The following is a 14534-nucleotide window of genomic DNA, read 5'->3' on the forward strand; positions in this document are numbered from 1 at the left end:
GCGGGCCCCGCCGCGGCGCCGCGAGGATGGTCGCGGCCGGTCAGAAGGGTACCTCCGGGGAGCTGCCCGGGTCACGTCACGGGGTGCTTCACGGCGGGTGCCTCGCACACCGCGACGCCGCTCTCCCACAGGCTGCCGAGGATCAGGTGGCCGGCGGTCTCGCAGACGCTGGTGACCATGCGGAAGCCGGAGCGGCGCCGGGTGAGGTGGTGGAGCACCCGGGCGTCGTCGTCGACGGCGAGGACACCGATCGTGCCCGTGGGGCGGAAGGGGGCGCGCACGGCGAGGCGGGCGGCGGCCCGGCGGGCGGACGGGGTGCCGCGGTGCAGGAGGTCCAGCGGGGGGACGCGGGGTCCGGCGAGCGACACCCACACCGGGCCCTCGGGTCCGGCGCGCCAGATGTTGTCGGGCATCCCCGGGAGGTCCGCGACGAAGGGCTCGCTGTGTCCCGCCCGCGGCCCGGTCAGCCAGTAGCGGGTCAGCCGGTACGCGCCCGTCTCGGCGACGACCAGGAAGGACTCGTCGCCGCTCGGGGCCAGCCCGTTGGCGAACTGGAGCCCCTCCAGGAGGACTTCGGGCGTGTCGCTGCCGGGGGACAGACGCAGGAGCCGGCCGGTTCCGGTGTGCTCGACCAGGTCGCCGATCCACTGGTCCAGGGGGTAGCGGCGGCTGGAGACGGTGACGTACACGCTGCCGTCGGCCAGGGCGACGACATTGCTGCAGAACCGAAGCCGCTCCCCCGCCACCGAGTCGGCGAGCACGCGTACGGTGCCGTCGTCGAGGTCGACGCGCAGCAGTCCGCGTTCGGCGTCGCACACCAGCAGGGTGCCGTCCGGGTGGAGTTCGAGACCGAGCGGCCTGCCGCCGGTCCTGGCGAGTACCTCGACGCGGGGCGCGGCGGCGTCCGTCAGTCCGTGCAGGCGCAGGATGCGGCCGTCGGCCAGCCCGGTCAGGACGCGTCCGCGGGCGTCGGCCACCACGTCCTCGGGGCCGCGGCCGCCGATCGCGACATAACGGCGGGGTACGAGAGCTGCGGAACGGTCCATTGCGCTTCCCTTGCTGTCGAGGACGGCCGGCGGGGCGGGCGCGGTCCGCGGTCCGGTGCCGGCGGCTCCGGGCCGTGCGCACGGGAGTCCGCCCTGTCTACCAGCCCTTCTCGAACATGCGCGCCACCTCGGCGATCCGCATGTCGTCGCGCCGGTAGTGGACGCGCCGCCGGATCCGCCTGGTGCGCAGCAGGCCCATGTCCGCGAGGATGCCGAGGTGGGTCTCGGCGACCGCGCGGCGCACGCCGAGCTTGTGGGCCACGGCGTGTGCGGTGACACCGTCCGTGACGGGGTCGCCGTACCGCTGCGGCGGGAAGTGAACGGCCGGGTCCTTCAGCCATTCGAGGATGTCCAGGCGCCTCTCGCCGGTCGGAGTCCTCAGCATCGTCGTCCCCTCCGTCCGAGCCTCCTCGTACCGCGTCTTCCCACTGTCCCGCAGTCGAAGCCGCCCTGTCCGCCGGCCGGGCAACCTTGTCCGGTACCGAACTCCCTTGCCGTACAGGCCTGTTCGGTGCGGTCGGGCCGGACGGGTCCGGTACTCGCGGGTCAGACGGCGGAAAGAAGGGTCCCCTCCGCCCGCGGCTCGGCCGCTCGCACGGGCGGAGGGGAGTCGTTCAGCCGTGGAGCCGGACCACCCGCACGGCACCCGCCGGCAGGGCCAGGCGGCCCGCCGCCCGCTCACCGGTGAGCAGTTCGGTACCGTCCGCTTCCAGCGCCACCTTGACGTCGGACGCGGTGTGGTTGATCGCGAACAGGTAGGTGCCCGACTCGCCGGTGCGGCGCACCACTTCGACGTCCCGGGGCAGGTCGGCACGGCCGGCGATGCCCGCGTCCTCGACGGCACAGCCCAGCAGCACGTCCAGGCCCTGGGCGTCGAGGCGGGTCGAGACGTACCAGGCGGTGCCCTCGCCGAGGCGGTGCCGGGTGACGGCGGGCCGGCCGGCGGTCGGACCGTCGGCATAGGTCCACACGGGCTCGGCGTCGCGCGGCACCACGAACTCGGTCCACACGTCCCCGGTGAGTGCCGAGCCGTCGGGGCCGGTGATGCGCACCGACTGCCCCTGGAGCAGCGGCGAGAACTCCTCGACGGTCAGGCCGAGCACGTTCCGCAGCGCGCCGGGGTGGGCGCCCTCGTGCACGGCGTCGTGCTCGTCGACGATGCCGGAGAAGTACGAGACGACGAGGGTGCCGCCGTTCTCGACGTACCGCTCGACGTTGCGCCCGGCGGCCTCGGTCATCAGGTAGAGCGCGGGGACGACGACAAGGGGATAAGCCGACAGGTCGGCTTCCGGGTGGGCGAAGTCGACGGTGAGGTGGTGGTCGTAGAGGGCCGCGTAGAAGGCGTCGGCGCGTTCGCGCGCGTCGTGGTCCTCGCTGGGACGCCACTGGAGGTTCTGCGCCCACCAGGAGTGCCAGTCCCACAGGACGGCCACGTCGGCCCGGGTGCGGGTGCCGCGGATCTCGCTCAACGCGTCCAGGGACGCCCCGAGTTCGACCACCTCGCGCCACACGCGGGTGTCCGTGCCGCCGTGCGGGACCATCGCCGAGTGGAACTTCTCGGCGCCGCGCCGTGACTGGCGCCACTGGAAGAACAGGGCGCCCTCGGAGCCGCGCGCCACGTGCGCGAGGGAGTTGCGGGCCATCTGCCCCGGCGTCTTGGCCGGGTTGCGGGGCTGCCAGTTGACGCCCGACGTGGAGTGTTCGAGGAGCAGCCAGGGGGCACCGCCCGCGACCGAGCGGGTCAGGTCGGCGGCCATCGCGAGGTTGACGTGCGTGCGGCGGCCGTCGGTGATCAGGTAGTGGTCGTTGGTGACCAGGTCGACCTCGCGGCCCCAGGCCCAGTAGTCGACGGAGTCGCACTGGCTGAGCGCGGTCATGAAGTTGGTGGTGACCGGGACGCCCGGGGAGAGGCGGTGCAGGATGTCCCGTTCCATGACGAAGTTCTCGCGCATGGTGGCGTCGGCGAACCGCTTGTAGTCCAGCGCCTGGCCCGGATTGCCGACCGTGGGCGCGGTGCGTGGCGGGGTGATCTGCTCCAGATCGGCGTAGCGCTGGCCCCAGAAGGCGGTGCCCCAGGCCTCGTTGACCGCCTCGACCGTGCCGTACGTCGTCCGCAGCCAGCGGCGGAAGTGCGCGGCGCAGGAGTCGCAGTAACAGGCCGAGACGGGGACGCCGTACTCGTTGTGCACGTGCCACATCGCGAGGGCCGGGTGGCTCGCGTAGCGCTCGGCGAGTTCGGTGGTGATCCTCGCGGCGGCGGCACGGTAGTCGGCGTTGCTGTGGCAGATGGCGCCGCGCGAACCGAACGCGTACCGGACGCCGTCGGCGGTCACGGGCAGCGCGTCCGGGTGTGCGCGGTAGAACCAGGCCGGGGGTACGACCGTGGGGGTGCCGAGGTCGACGCGGACGCCGTTGTCGTGCAGCAGGTCGAGCAGGCGGTCCAGCCAGCCGAAGTCGTACACACCGGGCTCGGGCTCCAGGAGCGCCCAGGAGAAGATCCCGACGCTGACCAGGGTGACGCCGGCCTCCCGCATCAGCCGGACGTCCTCCTGCCAGACGCTCTCCGGCCACTGCTCCGGGTTGTAGTCCCCGCCGAAGGCGAGCCTGGTGAGGCCCTTGGGGGCGGTCTCCGGCATGGGTCTCTCCCGATTCGAGTAGGTGTGAACGTGCACACACAGCTTCAGCAGCGTCCGGCCCAAGATAACCGTACAGAGGTCACGCTTGCCAAGTGCCTGGAATCAGCCGTTGCTGTGCACGATCACAGAGCGCCGGGCGGGACCGGTGCGATCCGCCGACGGGAGCGCACCTCTCCCCCGCCGCCCCGGGCCTTAGAGTCGTGACCATGAACAATGCGGGGGGCCGGCGCAGACCGCCGACGATCCACGACGTGGCGCGGGAGGCCGGTGTCTCACGCGGCACCGTCTCACGCGTGCTCAACGGCGGGCACTACGTCAGTCCCGCCGCACAGGAGGCGGTCAACGCCGCCATCCGCAAGACGGGATACGTCGTCAACCGGCACGCCCGTTCGCTGATCACCGGCCGGTCGGACTCGATCGGCTTCCTGCTGACCGAGCCGCAGGAGCGCTTCTTCGAGGACCCGAACTTCAACGTCCTGCTGCGCGGCTGCACCCAGGCGCTGGCCGCCCACGACGTCCCCCTGCTGCTGATGCTGGCCGGCACCGAGGACGAGCGGCGGCGCATCACCCGGTACATCACGGCCGGGCACGTCGACGGGGTGCTGCTGGTCTCCAGCCACTCCGGGAACCCGGTCGCCGAGGAACTGCGCGAGGCGGGCGTGCCGCTGGTGGCGTGCGGCAAGCCGATCGGGCTCGGCTCGCGGGTGAGCTACGTGGCGGCGGACGACCGGGACGGCGCCCGGGACATGGTCCGCCACCTGCTCTCACTGGGCCGCCGCCGCGTCGGTGTGGTGACCGGCCCGCCGGACACCCCGGGCGGGGTCGAGCGCCTGGCCGGCTACCAGGAGGTGCTCACCGAGGCGGGCATCGAGATCGACGAGCGGCTGATCGTCTCCGGTGACTACAGCCGTGCCAGCGGTGCGGCGGGCGGGGAGCTGCTGCTGGCACGCGCCCCGGACGTGGACGCCGTGTTCGTCGCCTCCGACCTGATGGCTCAGGGGGTGCTGACCGCGCTGGAGCGAGCGGGGCGCCGGGTGCCGCAGGACGTGGCCGTCGGCGGCTTCGACGACTCCCCGGCCGCGCTCTCCGCCCGCCCCCAGCTCACCACCATCCGCCAGCCCTGGGACCGGATCAGCGCGGAGATGGTCCGGGTGCTGCTGGCGCAGATCGGGGGCGAGGAACCGGCGGCGGTGATCCTGCCGACGGAGCTGGTGAAGCGGGAGTCGACGTAGCGGGTCGGCGCGGACGCGCCCGAGTGAGGGGTGCGCGTCCGGGCGCGGAACCGGATCTCTGTGCATGTGCAGTAGTTGCACACTCAACCAGTGGCCGGTTCGGTGCTACCGTTCAGGTATGGCGGCGAAAACGGCCGAGGCAGGCCTCGAAGAGCGGTGGCGGGACATCCTGTCCGTGCACGCGCGCACGATGTGCGAGATCGATCGTGTGCTGCACCCTCATGGGCTGGGCGCGAGCGACTTCGAAGTGCTCGACATCCTGGCCACCGAGTCGCCCCGGGAGGGCGACCAGTGCCGGGTGCAGAACCTCGTCGGGCGGGTGCATCTCAGCCAGAGCGCGCTGTCCCGGCTCATCGGCCGACTGGAGAAGGACGGCCTGGTGGCACGCTCGGTCTGCGAGCAGGACCGGCGGGGCGTCTGGGTGGCGCTGACCCGCAAGGGCCGCGACCTGCACGCCGAAGTGCTGCCCCTCCAGCGCGCGGTCCTGAACCGCATGCTCAACGGCTGAACCGCCGCCCCCCTCACCGGGCCCGGCCGTTCCCTTGCCGCCGTGCGGTGGCCGGGCCCCGTTCCGGTGAGTGCTACGGCCTGGCCAGCAGGGTGCGTACACCCTCGGAGGTGAGGGTCAGCGGGTGCTCGGAGCTGGCGTCGATGGTGAGCGACAGGTCGTCGGCCGGCCACTGCGCGGCGAGCGCGCCCAGCGGGACCAGCCGGTAGCGGGAGACGTACGGAAGCAGATCCGCCATCTCGGGCTCGGAGGTGAACACCGGCACCACCGGCGCCCCGTCCGTCTGTTCGAGGACGGGCAGCGCCACCGTGCCGGGGTCGCTGACCTCCTCCTGGCCTGCGTCGTCTGGCACGGGTACCAGCACCTCGCTCCTCGCGAGGGTGTCCAGCGCCGTCGTGTCCTCGGTGTTCTCGGCCAGCGCGTCCAGCGCCTGCCGGGCCGGGGTGGCGGTGTTGTCGTACGCGGGTGTGTCCATGGCTGATCCCCTGATAGCGGCGGTCGTACGGCCCCGCCCGGGACAAGATCGCCTCGGGCACGGTTCTGCTCGCGTACCCGACCCCGGCCGGGGCAATCATGCGCGCTCCAGGAGTTCACCACGGGGCGCGGGGTCGGCGCAGGTCAGGGATCGGGGCCGGGCGCGGGATCGGATGTGGGTCGGGGGGCGGACGGGGTGGACAGGGCTCCGAAGGGCGATGCGGGTCCGGGTGGGTGGGGGTACCTGGGAGTGGTGCGGGTCCGGGGTGTGGTGGGGATTCCGGGGTGTGGTGGGGATCCGGGGTGTGGTGGGGGTCCGGGGGTGTGGTGGGGCGGCGGTGCGGTCAATGGGGGCGGGGCGCGGACGGGAAGACGCCCATGGCGTCCTGGCGGCTGCGGCACCCGTGGCGGGGCGCCGCTCAGCCCGTCTCCCCCAGCAGCTCGGCCACGCTGACCACGCGGACCAGCGGCCGGTAGAGGTCCATCACCCGCAGTGCCCGGGCGTGCGAGGCGTCGTCCGCGCCCGCACAGGCGTCGGACGCCACCCGTACCTCGATGCCGGCGTCGGCCGCGGCGAGGGCGGTGGACAGGACGCAGCAGTCGGTGCTGACGCCGGCCAGGACCAGCCGGCCCTCGGGACCGACGCGGGCGGCCAGCTCGGGGGTCCACTTGCCGAAGGTGGGCGCGTCCACGGTGTGGGCGGCCACGGCGGCGAACTCGTCGGTGAGCTGCCACAGCGGGGCGTGCGGGGGCTGCCGGGCGAAGGGCCACTGCTCGTAGTACGCCCGCCAGGCACCGGTGGGCCGGTCGGGGGCGAGGAAGCGGGTGAAGGTGACGCGTTCCCCGTAGGCAGGCAGCAGCCGTCGTACGCCTTCCGCCGCCCGGGCGAACCGCGGGGTGGCCCACGGGCTCCCGGGTTCCGCGAAGACGCGCTGCATGTCGATGACGGCGAGCAGTCCGGCGGTCACGTGAGCGCGCCTTCGTCCACCGTCGGGCTCGGTGCCTGAGCCTCCTGCGCGCGGACCCGCCCGCGGCCGAGGGCCAGGGTGGCGAGGAACCCCAGCGCGAGGGCGGCCAGGACGCCCAGGTTGGCGTACGCCCAGGAGCCGGACGTGCCGCCGAGGCCCAGGGGGCCGAGCAGATAGCCCTGCCATTCCAGCCAGCCCGCGGCCGAGTTGGTGACCAGGCCCCAGCCGAGCGCGGTGGCGGCGAGGGTGAGCAGCAGCGGGACGGGCGGTACGTCGCCGTAGCGGCCGTGGGGACGGTAGAGGTCGCCGTCGTCGTAGGGACGGCGGCGCAGCGCCAGGTCGGCGAGGACGATGCCGCACCAGGCGGCGATGGGGACGCCGAGCGTGGTCAGGAAGCCCATGAACTGGCCGAGGAAGTCGTCGGCGACGAACACGATGTAGACCGAGCCCGCGATCATCAGGACCCCGTCGAACAGCGCGGCCAGAAAGCGGGGCACGCGCAGTCCGGCGGAGAGCAGGGCGAGGCCGGAGGAGTAGATGTCGAGGACCGCGCCGCCGACCAGGCCGAGGACCGCGACCACGGCGAAGGGGACCAGGAACCAGGTGGGCAGGAGGGTGGTGAGCGCGCCGATCGGGTCGGCGGCGACGGCGGCGGCGAGGCCGGTGGAGGAGCCGGCCAGCAGCAGGCCGAAGACCAGCAGGAGCAGGGGCGCCACCGACGCGCCGAAGGTGGTCCAGCCGATCACGCCCCGGCTCGACGAGGTGCGCGGCAGATAGCGGGAGTAGTCGGCGGCGGCGTTGACCCAGCCGAGGCCGAAGCCGGTCATCATGAACACCAGCGCGCCGACGAACTCCTGCGCGGAGCCCGCCGGGAGCGCGCTGACGGCGCTCCAGTGGATGTGGTCGGCGACCAGCCCGACGTAGACGAGGGTGAGCACGCCGGTGACCACGGTGATCACCGTCTGCAAACGCATGATCAGGTCGAAGCCCATCACCCCGCCGACCACGATCAGCGCGCCGACCAGCACCAGGGCGACGGCCTTGGTCCCGGTGCCGCCGCCCCAGCCGAGCCGGCCGAACACGGTCGCGGTGGCCAGGGTGGCGAGGGAGCACAGCACGGTCTCCCAGCCGACGGTGAGGATCCAGGAGATCACCGAGGGCAGCCGGTTGCCGCGCACTCCGAAGGCGGCGCGGCTGAGCACCATCGTCGGCGCCGAGCCGCGTTTGCCGGTGACGCCGACGAAACCGCAGAGCAGGAACGAGAAGACGATACCGATCACTCCGGCGGCCAGCGCCTGCCAGAAGGAGATGCCGAAGCCGAGCGCGAAGGCGCCGTAACTCAGCCCGAGGATGGAGACGTTGGCCCCGAACCAGGGCCAGAACAGGGTGCGGGGAGTGCCCTTGCGTTCGGTGTCGCCGATCACGTCGAGGCCGTGCGTCTCCACCTGGAGCTGTCGGCCCGCGGACCGTCCGCGGGCGGGGCCCGGGAAGTCCGCCGCCGCACCGCCGTCGCTGTCCGCGAGGTCCGCCGCCGTTCCGTCGGTGCGGTCCGGGAAGTCTGCCATCGTCGACCTGCCTGTCTGGACGGGTGTGTGGAGGCTAGGCACGGCTGTCGGGAGCGTCAAGGAGATCGAGAGGATCGCGGATCAGGCCGTACCGCCGCCGGTCCGTTTCCTCGGTGGACCCGGCGCGCAACCCCCGCGACCGTGCGTTTAGCATATGAGCGCCACCTAGCTCGAAAGAGATGCTCGTGACTGTCAAGGACGACTCGTTCACCAACTGGAAGACCCGCGAGGAGATCGCGGAGTCGATGATCCCCCTCATCGGGAAGCTGCATCGGGAGCGGGACGTCACCGTTCTGCTGCACAGCCGCTCCCTGGTGAACAAGTCGGTGGTGAGCATCCTCAAGACCCACCGCTTCGCCCGTCAGATCGCCGGTGAGGAGCTGTCGGTCACCGAGACGCTGCCGTTCCTGCGCACCCTCACCACCCTCGATCTCGGCCCGTCCCAGATCGACCTCGGCATGCTCGCCGCGACGTACCGGGCCGACGACCGCGGCCTGTCCGTGGAGGACTTCACCGCCGAGGCGGTGGCCGGTGCCACCGGCGCGAACCGGGCCGAACGGCGTGAGCCGCGCGACGTGGTCCTGTACGGCTTCGGCCGGATCGGCCGCCTCGTGGCGCGCCTGCTGATCGAGAAGACCGGCTCCGGCAACGGCCTGCGGCTGCGCGCCATCGTCGTGCGCGGCGGCGGGGCCGGCGAGGATCTCGTCAAGCGCGCCTCGCTGCTGCGGCGCGACTCGATCCACGGCCAGTTCCAGGGCACCATCACGGTCGACGAGGCGAACAGCACGATCGTCGCCAACGGCAACGAGATCAAGGTGATCTACGCCGACGACCCGGCATCGGTCGACTACACGGCGTACGGCGTCAAGAACGCCATCCTGATCGACAACACCGGCAAGTGGCGCGACCGCGAGGGGCTGTCCGGTCACCTGCGTCCCGGCATCGACAAGGTCGTCCTGACCGCGCCGGGCAAGGGCGACGTCCCGAACATCGTGCACGGCGTGAACCACGACACGATCAAGCCGGACGAGCGGATCCTGTCCTGCGCGTCCTGCACCACCAACGCGATCGTGCCGCCGCTGAAGGCGATGGCGGACGAGTACGGCGTCCTGCGCGGCCACGTGGAGACCGTCCACTCGTTCACCAACGACCAGAACCTGCTGGACAATTACCACAAGGCCGACCGCCGGGGCCGGTCCGCGCCGCTCAACATGGTCATCACGGAGACGGGTGCCGCCTCCGCCGTCGCCAAGGCGCTGCCCGACCTCAAGGCGCCGATCACCGGCAGTTCGATCCGGGTGCCGGTGCCGGACGTCTCGATCGCGATCCTCAGCCTGCGGCTGGGCCGTGAGACCACCCGCGAGGAGGTCCTCGACCATCTGCGCGACGTCTCGCTGACCTCTCCGCTCAAGCGCCAGATCGACTTCACCACGGCCCCCGACGCGGTCTCCAGCGACTTCATCGGCTCCCGCCACGCCTCGATCGTCGACGCCGGAGCGACCAAGGTCGACGGGGACAACGCGATCCTCTACCTCTGGTACGACAACGAGTTCGGCTACTCCTGCCAGGTCATCCGCGTCGTCCAGCACGTCTCGGGCGTGGAGTACCCCACGTACCCGGCCCCTGCCCCGGCCTCCGCCCCGCTCCCGGTGGCCTGAGGTCCAGCACCCGGCCCGGCGCCCCGGCGGACGGGGCGCCGGGGCGCCGGGGCGCCGGTTCTCGGTGTCGGCAGGGTCCCGGTGTCAGCAGGGCTTCCGCCACACCCCCAGTTCCGGTTCCTTCACCATCGAGGACAGCTTCAGGCGGCGGGACTCGGCGCAGAAGCTGCTTCTCGGTTCCGTGTACTCCACGTGGAACACCGCCTTGCCGGCCGCGATGAACGGAGCGAGTCGCCCGCACTCGTCGTACTGCGCGCACTCCTCGTTGACCGCGAAGTCGAAGTCGGCCAGGAGCTGGGGGATCTGCGGAAGGTCGTTCTTCAGACCCACCGACAGTCCGCGCTGATGGGCGACGGCCGCGATCATGCGGTTGTACGCGAGCTGGTCGCGTGCGGTGAGCGGGAAGCCGGTGTCGTTGCCGTAGCCCTCCACCAGGTCCGGCTCCACCGCGTCGAAGCCCTTGTCACGGCACATGTCGAAGCGCCGCTCCATGATCGGCCGCAGGACGGAGACCTGCCGGATGTCCAGCCACCGTTCGCCCGCCCAGCCGTTGGGCCTTCCGAGCACCGAGCGCGGGAAGGCGTCCTTGTCGGGCCGGAAGTCCTCCCAGGCGCCGACGTTGACGTAACAGATGACCTTGCGGCCGTCGCGGTGCAGACGGGCCACGTCGGCCGCGGAGTTCTCGAAACCGTCGATGTCGTAGACGGGCACGTCGGCCGACGGGTCGGCCCTTCCGTCCAGTTGCCACTGCCAGGCCAGGCCGGGACGCGGCTTCCACCGCGCCTTCCCCGGGCTCGTCGAAGTCCCGGGCGAGTGTGGGGAGTTGCCGGCGTCCGGCGCCGCCCGGGGGCCGTCGGCGCGGGGCGTGCCGGACGCCGTGCCGCGTGCGTCGGCGGACGGGCCGCCGTCCGCGGTGGCGCCCCCGGCGTCCGCGCCCGGGGTGCCGGACGTACCGGAACAGCCGGTCAGCGCCGAGGCTCCCAGCGCGGCCAGCAGGACGGCGGTCAGGGCCGTGTTCCTCATGGTTCCGTCCCGGTCAGTGCGGGCGTCAACTCGGCCCAGGGGTTGGGTGGTTCACCGGTCACGGGCCCGCAGACGGCCGCGCCCCGCTCGTGTGCGGTGCGTACGGCGAGGGGTACGAGCGCCTCGGGCACACCGTAGACGAGATGGCACAGCCGCTCCGGTGGATGCCGTCCGGTCCACTCCGGTCTGCTGAACGCCGACACGTACGTCGACCAGTGACCCTCGAACGTGACGGTCAGGTCGGCGAGGCGGGCGTAGCCGGGCGCCGGATGGACGCCGGGGTTGATGACGACCGTCCCCGCACCGAGCCGGCGGACGGCCCGCACCAGCCGGCGGCAGGCGGACAGGCCGTCCGGTGTCGCCGTCACCCGGTCGAGGAAGCAGCCGTCGGCGCCGTACCACTCCTGGTGCCGGCGTACGTCCTCGGTGATCGCGGTGGTCCCGCGCACCCCGTAGTCGGTGTCGACGTACCCGAGCAGCCGGGCCCCGGCCGCGCGCAGGGCGCCCGCCGCCGCCGTGAAGGCCGGGTCGGGACCGTCGCCCGGCCCGTCGGCGGGGTTGAGGACGACCCCGTAGGTACGGGTGGCGGCCGTGATCAGCCGGTGCCAGGCCCCCGGGTCCTCCGCCGGGTGGACGTAGAGCGGGATCAGCAGGGTCATGGGGTGCGGTCGCCTCCCCCGCCGTCCCACAACGCGGTCAGCGCGTCGTCGAGGGTGTGGGCCGGGCGCCAGCCGAGGGCCCGGTCGGCGGCGGTGATGTCGGAGCACTGCCACGACACCTGCGCCGAGCGGGCCGAGCCGGCGGCGTTCTCCTCGATCCTTCCCCGGAAGCCCGCCCGGTCGGCCAGGCCCCGCACCAGGTCGCGCACCGGGACGGCCCGGCCGCCGCCGATGTTGAGGACGGGCGGCAGGGGGCCCGGGGCGGTGACCGCGCACGCCACCGCCCGCGCCACGTCACGGACGTCGACGAAGTCCCGGTACGCGGACAGGTCACCGAGCCGCAGCACCGCCTCGGGGTCCGGGCCGGCCACACGCAGCAGTCCCGCGATCCGGCCGGGCAGTCCGGCGGCCGGCGCCCCGGGGCCCACCGGGTTGCCCACCCGCAGCACCACCGCGTCCAGGCCGGCGGTGGTCACGGCGACCGTGCCCGCGAGCTTGGTCGCGCCGTACGGGCCGACCGGGTGAGTGGCCGCCGACTCCGTGACCCGGCTGCCGGGGGCACCGGGGCCGTACTCGGCGGCCGAGCCCAGGTGCACCAGGCGGGCCGCGGGCGCCGCCTCGCGCAGCGCGGCGCACAGCACCGCGGGCCCGCGGGCGTTGACCTCCGCGAGGGTCACGGCGTCGCCGCCGGTCGCGCCCGCGCAGTTGATGACGGTGTCGGGGGTGGCCGCCGCGAGGGTCTTCGCCAGCCGCTCGGGGCGGACGGAGGCCAGGTCGACGGGGAACTCGGCGGACGAGCGTCCGCCGCCGAGGACCAGCGCGCCCGGCAGGGCACGCAGCCGCTCGGCGACATGGCGGCCCAGGTAGCCGGTGTGCCCCAGGACGAAAATGCGCATGTGGTGCTCAGGCTCCCTTGAGCAGAAGCGACTTGCGGCTGGTGAACTCCGCGTTGGCCCGGTCGTAGTCGTCCGGGCGCCCGATGTCCAGCCAGTACCCGTCGAAGTCGTAGGCGTGCGGCAGATTCTGGGCGGCCAGCAGGTCGAGCACCAACTCGTCGAAGCCCAGGGGCAGTCCGGGCGTGTAGCCGTCGAGGGTGGAGCGGGACAGGCCGTAGACGCCCATGGAGACCCGGTAGTCCATGCTGGGCTTCTCGGTGAACGCGACGACCCTGCTGGAGTCGGTGGTCAGCACCCCGAAGTCGATGTGCACCTTGCGGGCGTACGTGGCGATGGTCAGCGGCCCGCCCGACTCCCGGTGCCGGTGCAGGACGTCGGCGTAGTCCAGGTCGGTGAGGACGTCGCCGTTCATCACCAGGAACGTCTCGGGCAGCCGGTCGCGCAGGGTGAGCAGGGGGCCCATCGTGCCGAGCGGGCTCTCCTCGGTGGCGTAGTCGATGCTCATGCCCCACTGGGAGCCGTCGCCGACGTACGCGCGGATGATCTCGCCGAGGTGGCCGATGGCGATGGTGCAGCTGGTGAAGCCGGCCGTGGCGAGCTGGCGCAGCACGATCTCCAGGATGGCGTGCTGGTCGCCTATCGGGACGAGCGGCTTGGGCAGCGCGGTGGTGTAGGGCCGCAACCGGACACCCTTGCCTCCCGCCAGGATCACTACGTGCATGGGGCTCCTCCTTCGTGGATGTGCGTGCGGGGACCTGTGCCGGACGGGGATCAGATGTTGTAGATGCCGGTCTTGTAGCGAGCCAGGTTGGCCGGGTCGCGGAAGAACTCCACGGTGTGCGCGAGACCCTCCTCCAGCGTGTGGGCGGGCTGCCAGCCGGTGGCGGCGGCGAGCCGGCTCGCGTCCGCGACCAGCCGCATCACCTCGGAGTTCGCGGGCCGGATGCGGGCGGTGTCCTCGCGCACGTCCAGGGCCGTGTCCATCACCTTGCCGATCAGCGCGACGAGGTCGCCGACCGAGATCTCCCCGCCGGTCCCGGCGTTGAAGGTGCGGCCCACGACCTGGGCGGCGGGCGCGGTGCCGACCGCGAGGAACGCCTGCGCGGTGTCCTTGACGAAGGTGAAGTCCCGGGTGGGACGCAGGTCGCCGAGGGTGATCGTCCGCTCCCCCGCCGCCACCTGGCCGATGACGGTGGGGATCACCGCCCGCATCGACTGGCGTGGTCCGAAGGTGTTGAACGGCCGCAGCGTCACCACCGGGGTGTCGAAGCTCGCGTGGTAACTGTCGGCCAGCCGGTCCCCTCCCGCCTTCGAAGCGGCGTACGGCGACTGGGTGTTGATGGGGTGGTCCTCGGTGATCGGCACGGTCCTGGCGGTGCCGTAGGTCTCACTGGTGGAGGTGTGCACCAGACGGGGCGTGCCGAGGGCGCGTACCGCCTCCAGCACGTTGAGGGTGCCGGTGACGTTGGTGTCCACGTAGCTGTGCGGTGCCTGGTAGGAGTACGGGATCGCGATCAGGGCGGCCAGGTGGTAGGCGGTGTCGGCGCCTTCGAGGAGACCGCGGACCGAGCCCGGGTCGCGGACGTCGCCGAGGACGATCTCCACCTGGTCGAGGACGTCCGGGTGCAGGGTCTCCAGCCAGCCGTAGGAGGAGAAGGAGTTGTACTGGGCCATGGCCCTGACCCGGTGTCCCGAGGCGACCAGCGCCTCGGTGAGGTGGGAGCCGATGAAACCCTCGGCTCCGGTGACGGCGGCGAGCGGTGCGGAGGTCAACTCGGGTGTCCTTCCGGTCGGTTCGGGCGTGCTTGGTGCTCGGGCGGGGGTGCTGTCCGGGCGTGCGCGGGGCGACGGTTCGTGCGGGGGCGGGGC

General features: G+C 72.6%; 14 protein-coding genes. 3 read left to right on the plus strand and 11 right to left on the minus strand.

The genetic code is table 11. The features are described 5' to 3' along the window. Window positions 1-71: 71 nt before the first annotated feature. The 3 genes from QQS16_RS07145 to QQS16_RS07155 form a co-directional block, all read right to left on the minus strand. On the minus strand, window positions 72-1046 hold the full coding sequence (locus QQS16_RS07145) for an SMP-30/gluconolactonase/LRE family protein (protein ID WP_286060766.1): 975 nt from the start codon (window positions 1044-1046) through the stop codon (window positions 72-74). Window positions 1047-1143: 97 nt separating this feature from the next. Next, entirely contained in the window at window positions 1144-1431 is a 288-nt protein-coding gene (locus QQS16_RS07150) for a helix-turn-helix domain-containing protein (protein ID WP_286060767.1), read from the minus strand. Window positions 1432-1660: 229 nt separating this feature from the next. Next, window positions 1661-3682, minus strand: coding sequence for a beta-galactosidase (locus tag QQS16_RS07155; RefSeq protein ID WP_286060768.1), 2022 nt, complete (start codon window positions 3680-3682; stop codon window positions 1661-1663). Window positions 3683-3882: 200 nt separating this feature from the next. Between QQS16_RS07155 and QQS16_RS07160 the strand changes: the two genes are divergently transcribed. Then, complete coding sequence (locus QQS16_RS07160; RefSeq protein WP_286060769.1) at window positions 3883-4914, plus strand: LacI family DNA-binding transcriptional regulator; 1032 nt, start codon at window positions 3883-3885, stop codon at window positions 4912-4914. Between the two features lie 118 nt (window positions 4915-5032). Beyond that, the gene (locus tag QQS16_RS07165; protein WP_286060770.1) at window positions 5033-5422 is read left to right on the plus strand and encodes a MarR family winged helix-turn-helix transcriptional regulator; all 390 of its coding nucleotides are present in this window, start codon (window positions 5033-5035) and stop codon (window positions 5420-5422) included. Between the two features lie 73 nt (window positions 5423-5495). Here the strand turns inward: QQS16_RS07165 and QQS16_RS07170 are convergent, their stop codons facing one another. The 3 genes from QQS16_RS07170 to QQS16_RS07180 form a co-directional block, all read right to left on the minus strand. Then, window positions 5496-5897 carry an SseB family protein gene (locus QQS16_RS07170; protein WP_286060771.1) on the minus strand — a complete coding sequence of 134 codons (402 nt, stop codon included), beginning with the start codon at window positions 5895-5897 and terminating at the stop codon, window positions 5496-5498. Between the two features lie 418 nt (window positions 5898-6315). Continuing rightward, entirely contained in the window at window positions 6316-6864 is a 549-nt protein-coding gene (locus QQS16_RS07175; RefSeq protein ID WP_286060772.1) for a cysteine hydrolase family protein, read from the minus strand. Further along, on the minus strand, window positions 6861-8429 hold the full coding sequence (locus QQS16_RS07180; RefSeq protein WP_286060773.1) for a purine-cytosine permease family protein: 1569 nt from the start codon (window positions 8427-8429) through the stop codon (window positions 6861-6863). Before QQS16_RS07180 ends, QQS16_RS07175 begins: the two co-directional genes overlap by 4 nt. Window positions 8430-8614: 185 nt before the next feature. On the opposite strand from QQS16_RS07180, the gene QQS16_RS07185 reads away from it, so the two are divergent. Next, window positions 8615-10087, plus strand: a complete 1473-nt coding sequence (locus QQS16_RS07185) for a glyceraldehyde-3-phosphate dehydrogenase (protein ID WP_286060774.1) — start codon at window positions 8615-8617, stop codon at window positions 10085-10087. An 84-nt stretch (window positions 10088-10171) separates the two neighbouring features. Here QQS16_RS07185 and QQS16_RS07190 read toward each other — a convergent pair whose 3' ends face one another. The 5 genes from QQS16_RS07190 to QQS16_RS07210 are packed head-to-tail and all read right to left on the minus strand — an operon-like array spanning window position 10172 to window position 14438. After that, on the minus strand, window positions 10172-11110 hold the full coding sequence (locus tag QQS16_RS07190; RefSeq protein ID WP_286060775.1) for an endo alpha-1,4 polygalactosaminidase: 939 nt from the start codon (window positions 11108-11110) through the stop codon (window positions 10172-10174). After that, window positions 11107-11769, minus strand: coding sequence for a spherulation-specific family 4 protein (locus QQS16_RS07195; protein ID WP_286060776.1), 663 nt, complete (start codon window positions 11767-11769; stop codon window positions 11107-11109). Before QQS16_RS07195 ends, QQS16_RS07190 begins: the two co-directional genes overlap by 4 nt. Next, window positions 11766-12665 carry an NAD-dependent epimerase/dehydratase family protein gene (locus QQS16_RS07200; protein WP_286060777.1) on the minus strand — a complete coding sequence of 300 codons (900 nt, stop codon included), beginning with the start codon at window positions 12663-12665 and terminating at the stop codon, window positions 11766-11768. Before QQS16_RS07200 ends, QQS16_RS07195 begins: the two co-directional genes overlap by 4 nt. A gap of 7 nt (window positions 12666-12672) precedes the next feature. Next, window positions 12673-13386 (minus strand): nucleotidyltransferase family protein, encoded by a 714-nt coding sequence (locus QQS16_RS07205; RefSeq protein WP_286060778.1) that lies wholly within the window; start codon window positions 13384-13386, stop codon window positions 12673-12675. A 50-nt stretch (window positions 13387-13436) separates the two neighbouring features. Beyond that, entirely contained in the window at window positions 13437-14438 is a 1002-nt protein-coding gene (locus QQS16_RS07210) for a GDP-mannose 4,6-dehydratase (protein WP_286060779.1), read from the minus strand. Window positions 14439-14534 lie beyond the last annotated feature (96 nt).

It is taken from the genome of Streptomyces sp. ALI-76-A (assembly GCF_030287445.1).
GTDB lineage: Bacteria > Actinomycetota > Actinomycetes > Streptomycetales > Streptomycetaceae > Streptomyces.

What these genes read in the sequence shown, in the direction of transcription:
- QQS16_RS07145 (WP_286060766.1), bottom strand. Translation starts at nt 1,046, where the DNA reads ATGGACCGTTCCGCAGCTCTCGTACCCCGCCGTTATGTCGCGATCGGC.
- QQS16_RS07180 (WP_286060773.1), bottom strand. Translation starts at nt 8,429, where the DNA reads ATGGCAGACTTCCCGGACCGCACCGACGGAACGGCGGCGGACCTCGCG.
- QQS16_RS07190 (WP_286060775.1), bottom strand. Translation starts at nt 11,110, where the DNA reads ATGAGGAACACGGCCCTGACCGCCGTCCTGCTGGCCGCGCTGGGAGCC.
- QQS16_RS07200 (WP_286060777.1), bottom strand. Translation starts at nt 12,665, where the DNA reads ATGCGCATTTTCGTCCTGGGGCACACCGGCTACCTGGGCCGCCATGTC.
- QQS16_RS07150 (WP_286060767.1), bottom strand. Translation starts at nt 1,431, where the DNA reads ATGCTGAGGACTCCGACCGGCGAGAGGCGCCTGGACATCCTCGAATGG.
- QQS16_RS07165 (WP_286060770.1), top strand. Translation starts at nt 5,033, where the DNA reads ATGGCGGCGAAAACGGCCGAGGCAGGCCTCGAAGAGCGGTGGCGGGAC.
- QQS16_RS07195 (WP_286060776.1), bottom strand. Translation starts at nt 11,769, where the DNA reads ATGACCCTGCTGATCCCGCTCTACGTCCACCCGGCGGAGGACCCGGGG.
- QQS16_RS07155 (WP_286060768.1), bottom strand. Translation starts at nt 3,682, where the DNA reads ATGCCGGAGACCGCCCCCAAGGGCCTCACCAGGCTCGCCTTCGGCGGG.
- QQS16_RS07205 (WP_286060778.1), bottom strand. Translation starts at nt 13,386, where the DNA reads ATGCACGTAGTGATCCTGGCGGGAGGCAAGGGTGTCCGGTTGCGGCCC.
- QQS16_RS07170 (WP_286060771.1), bottom strand. Translation starts at nt 5,897, where the DNA reads ATGGACACACCCGCGTACGACAACACCGCCACCCCGGCCCGGCAGGCG.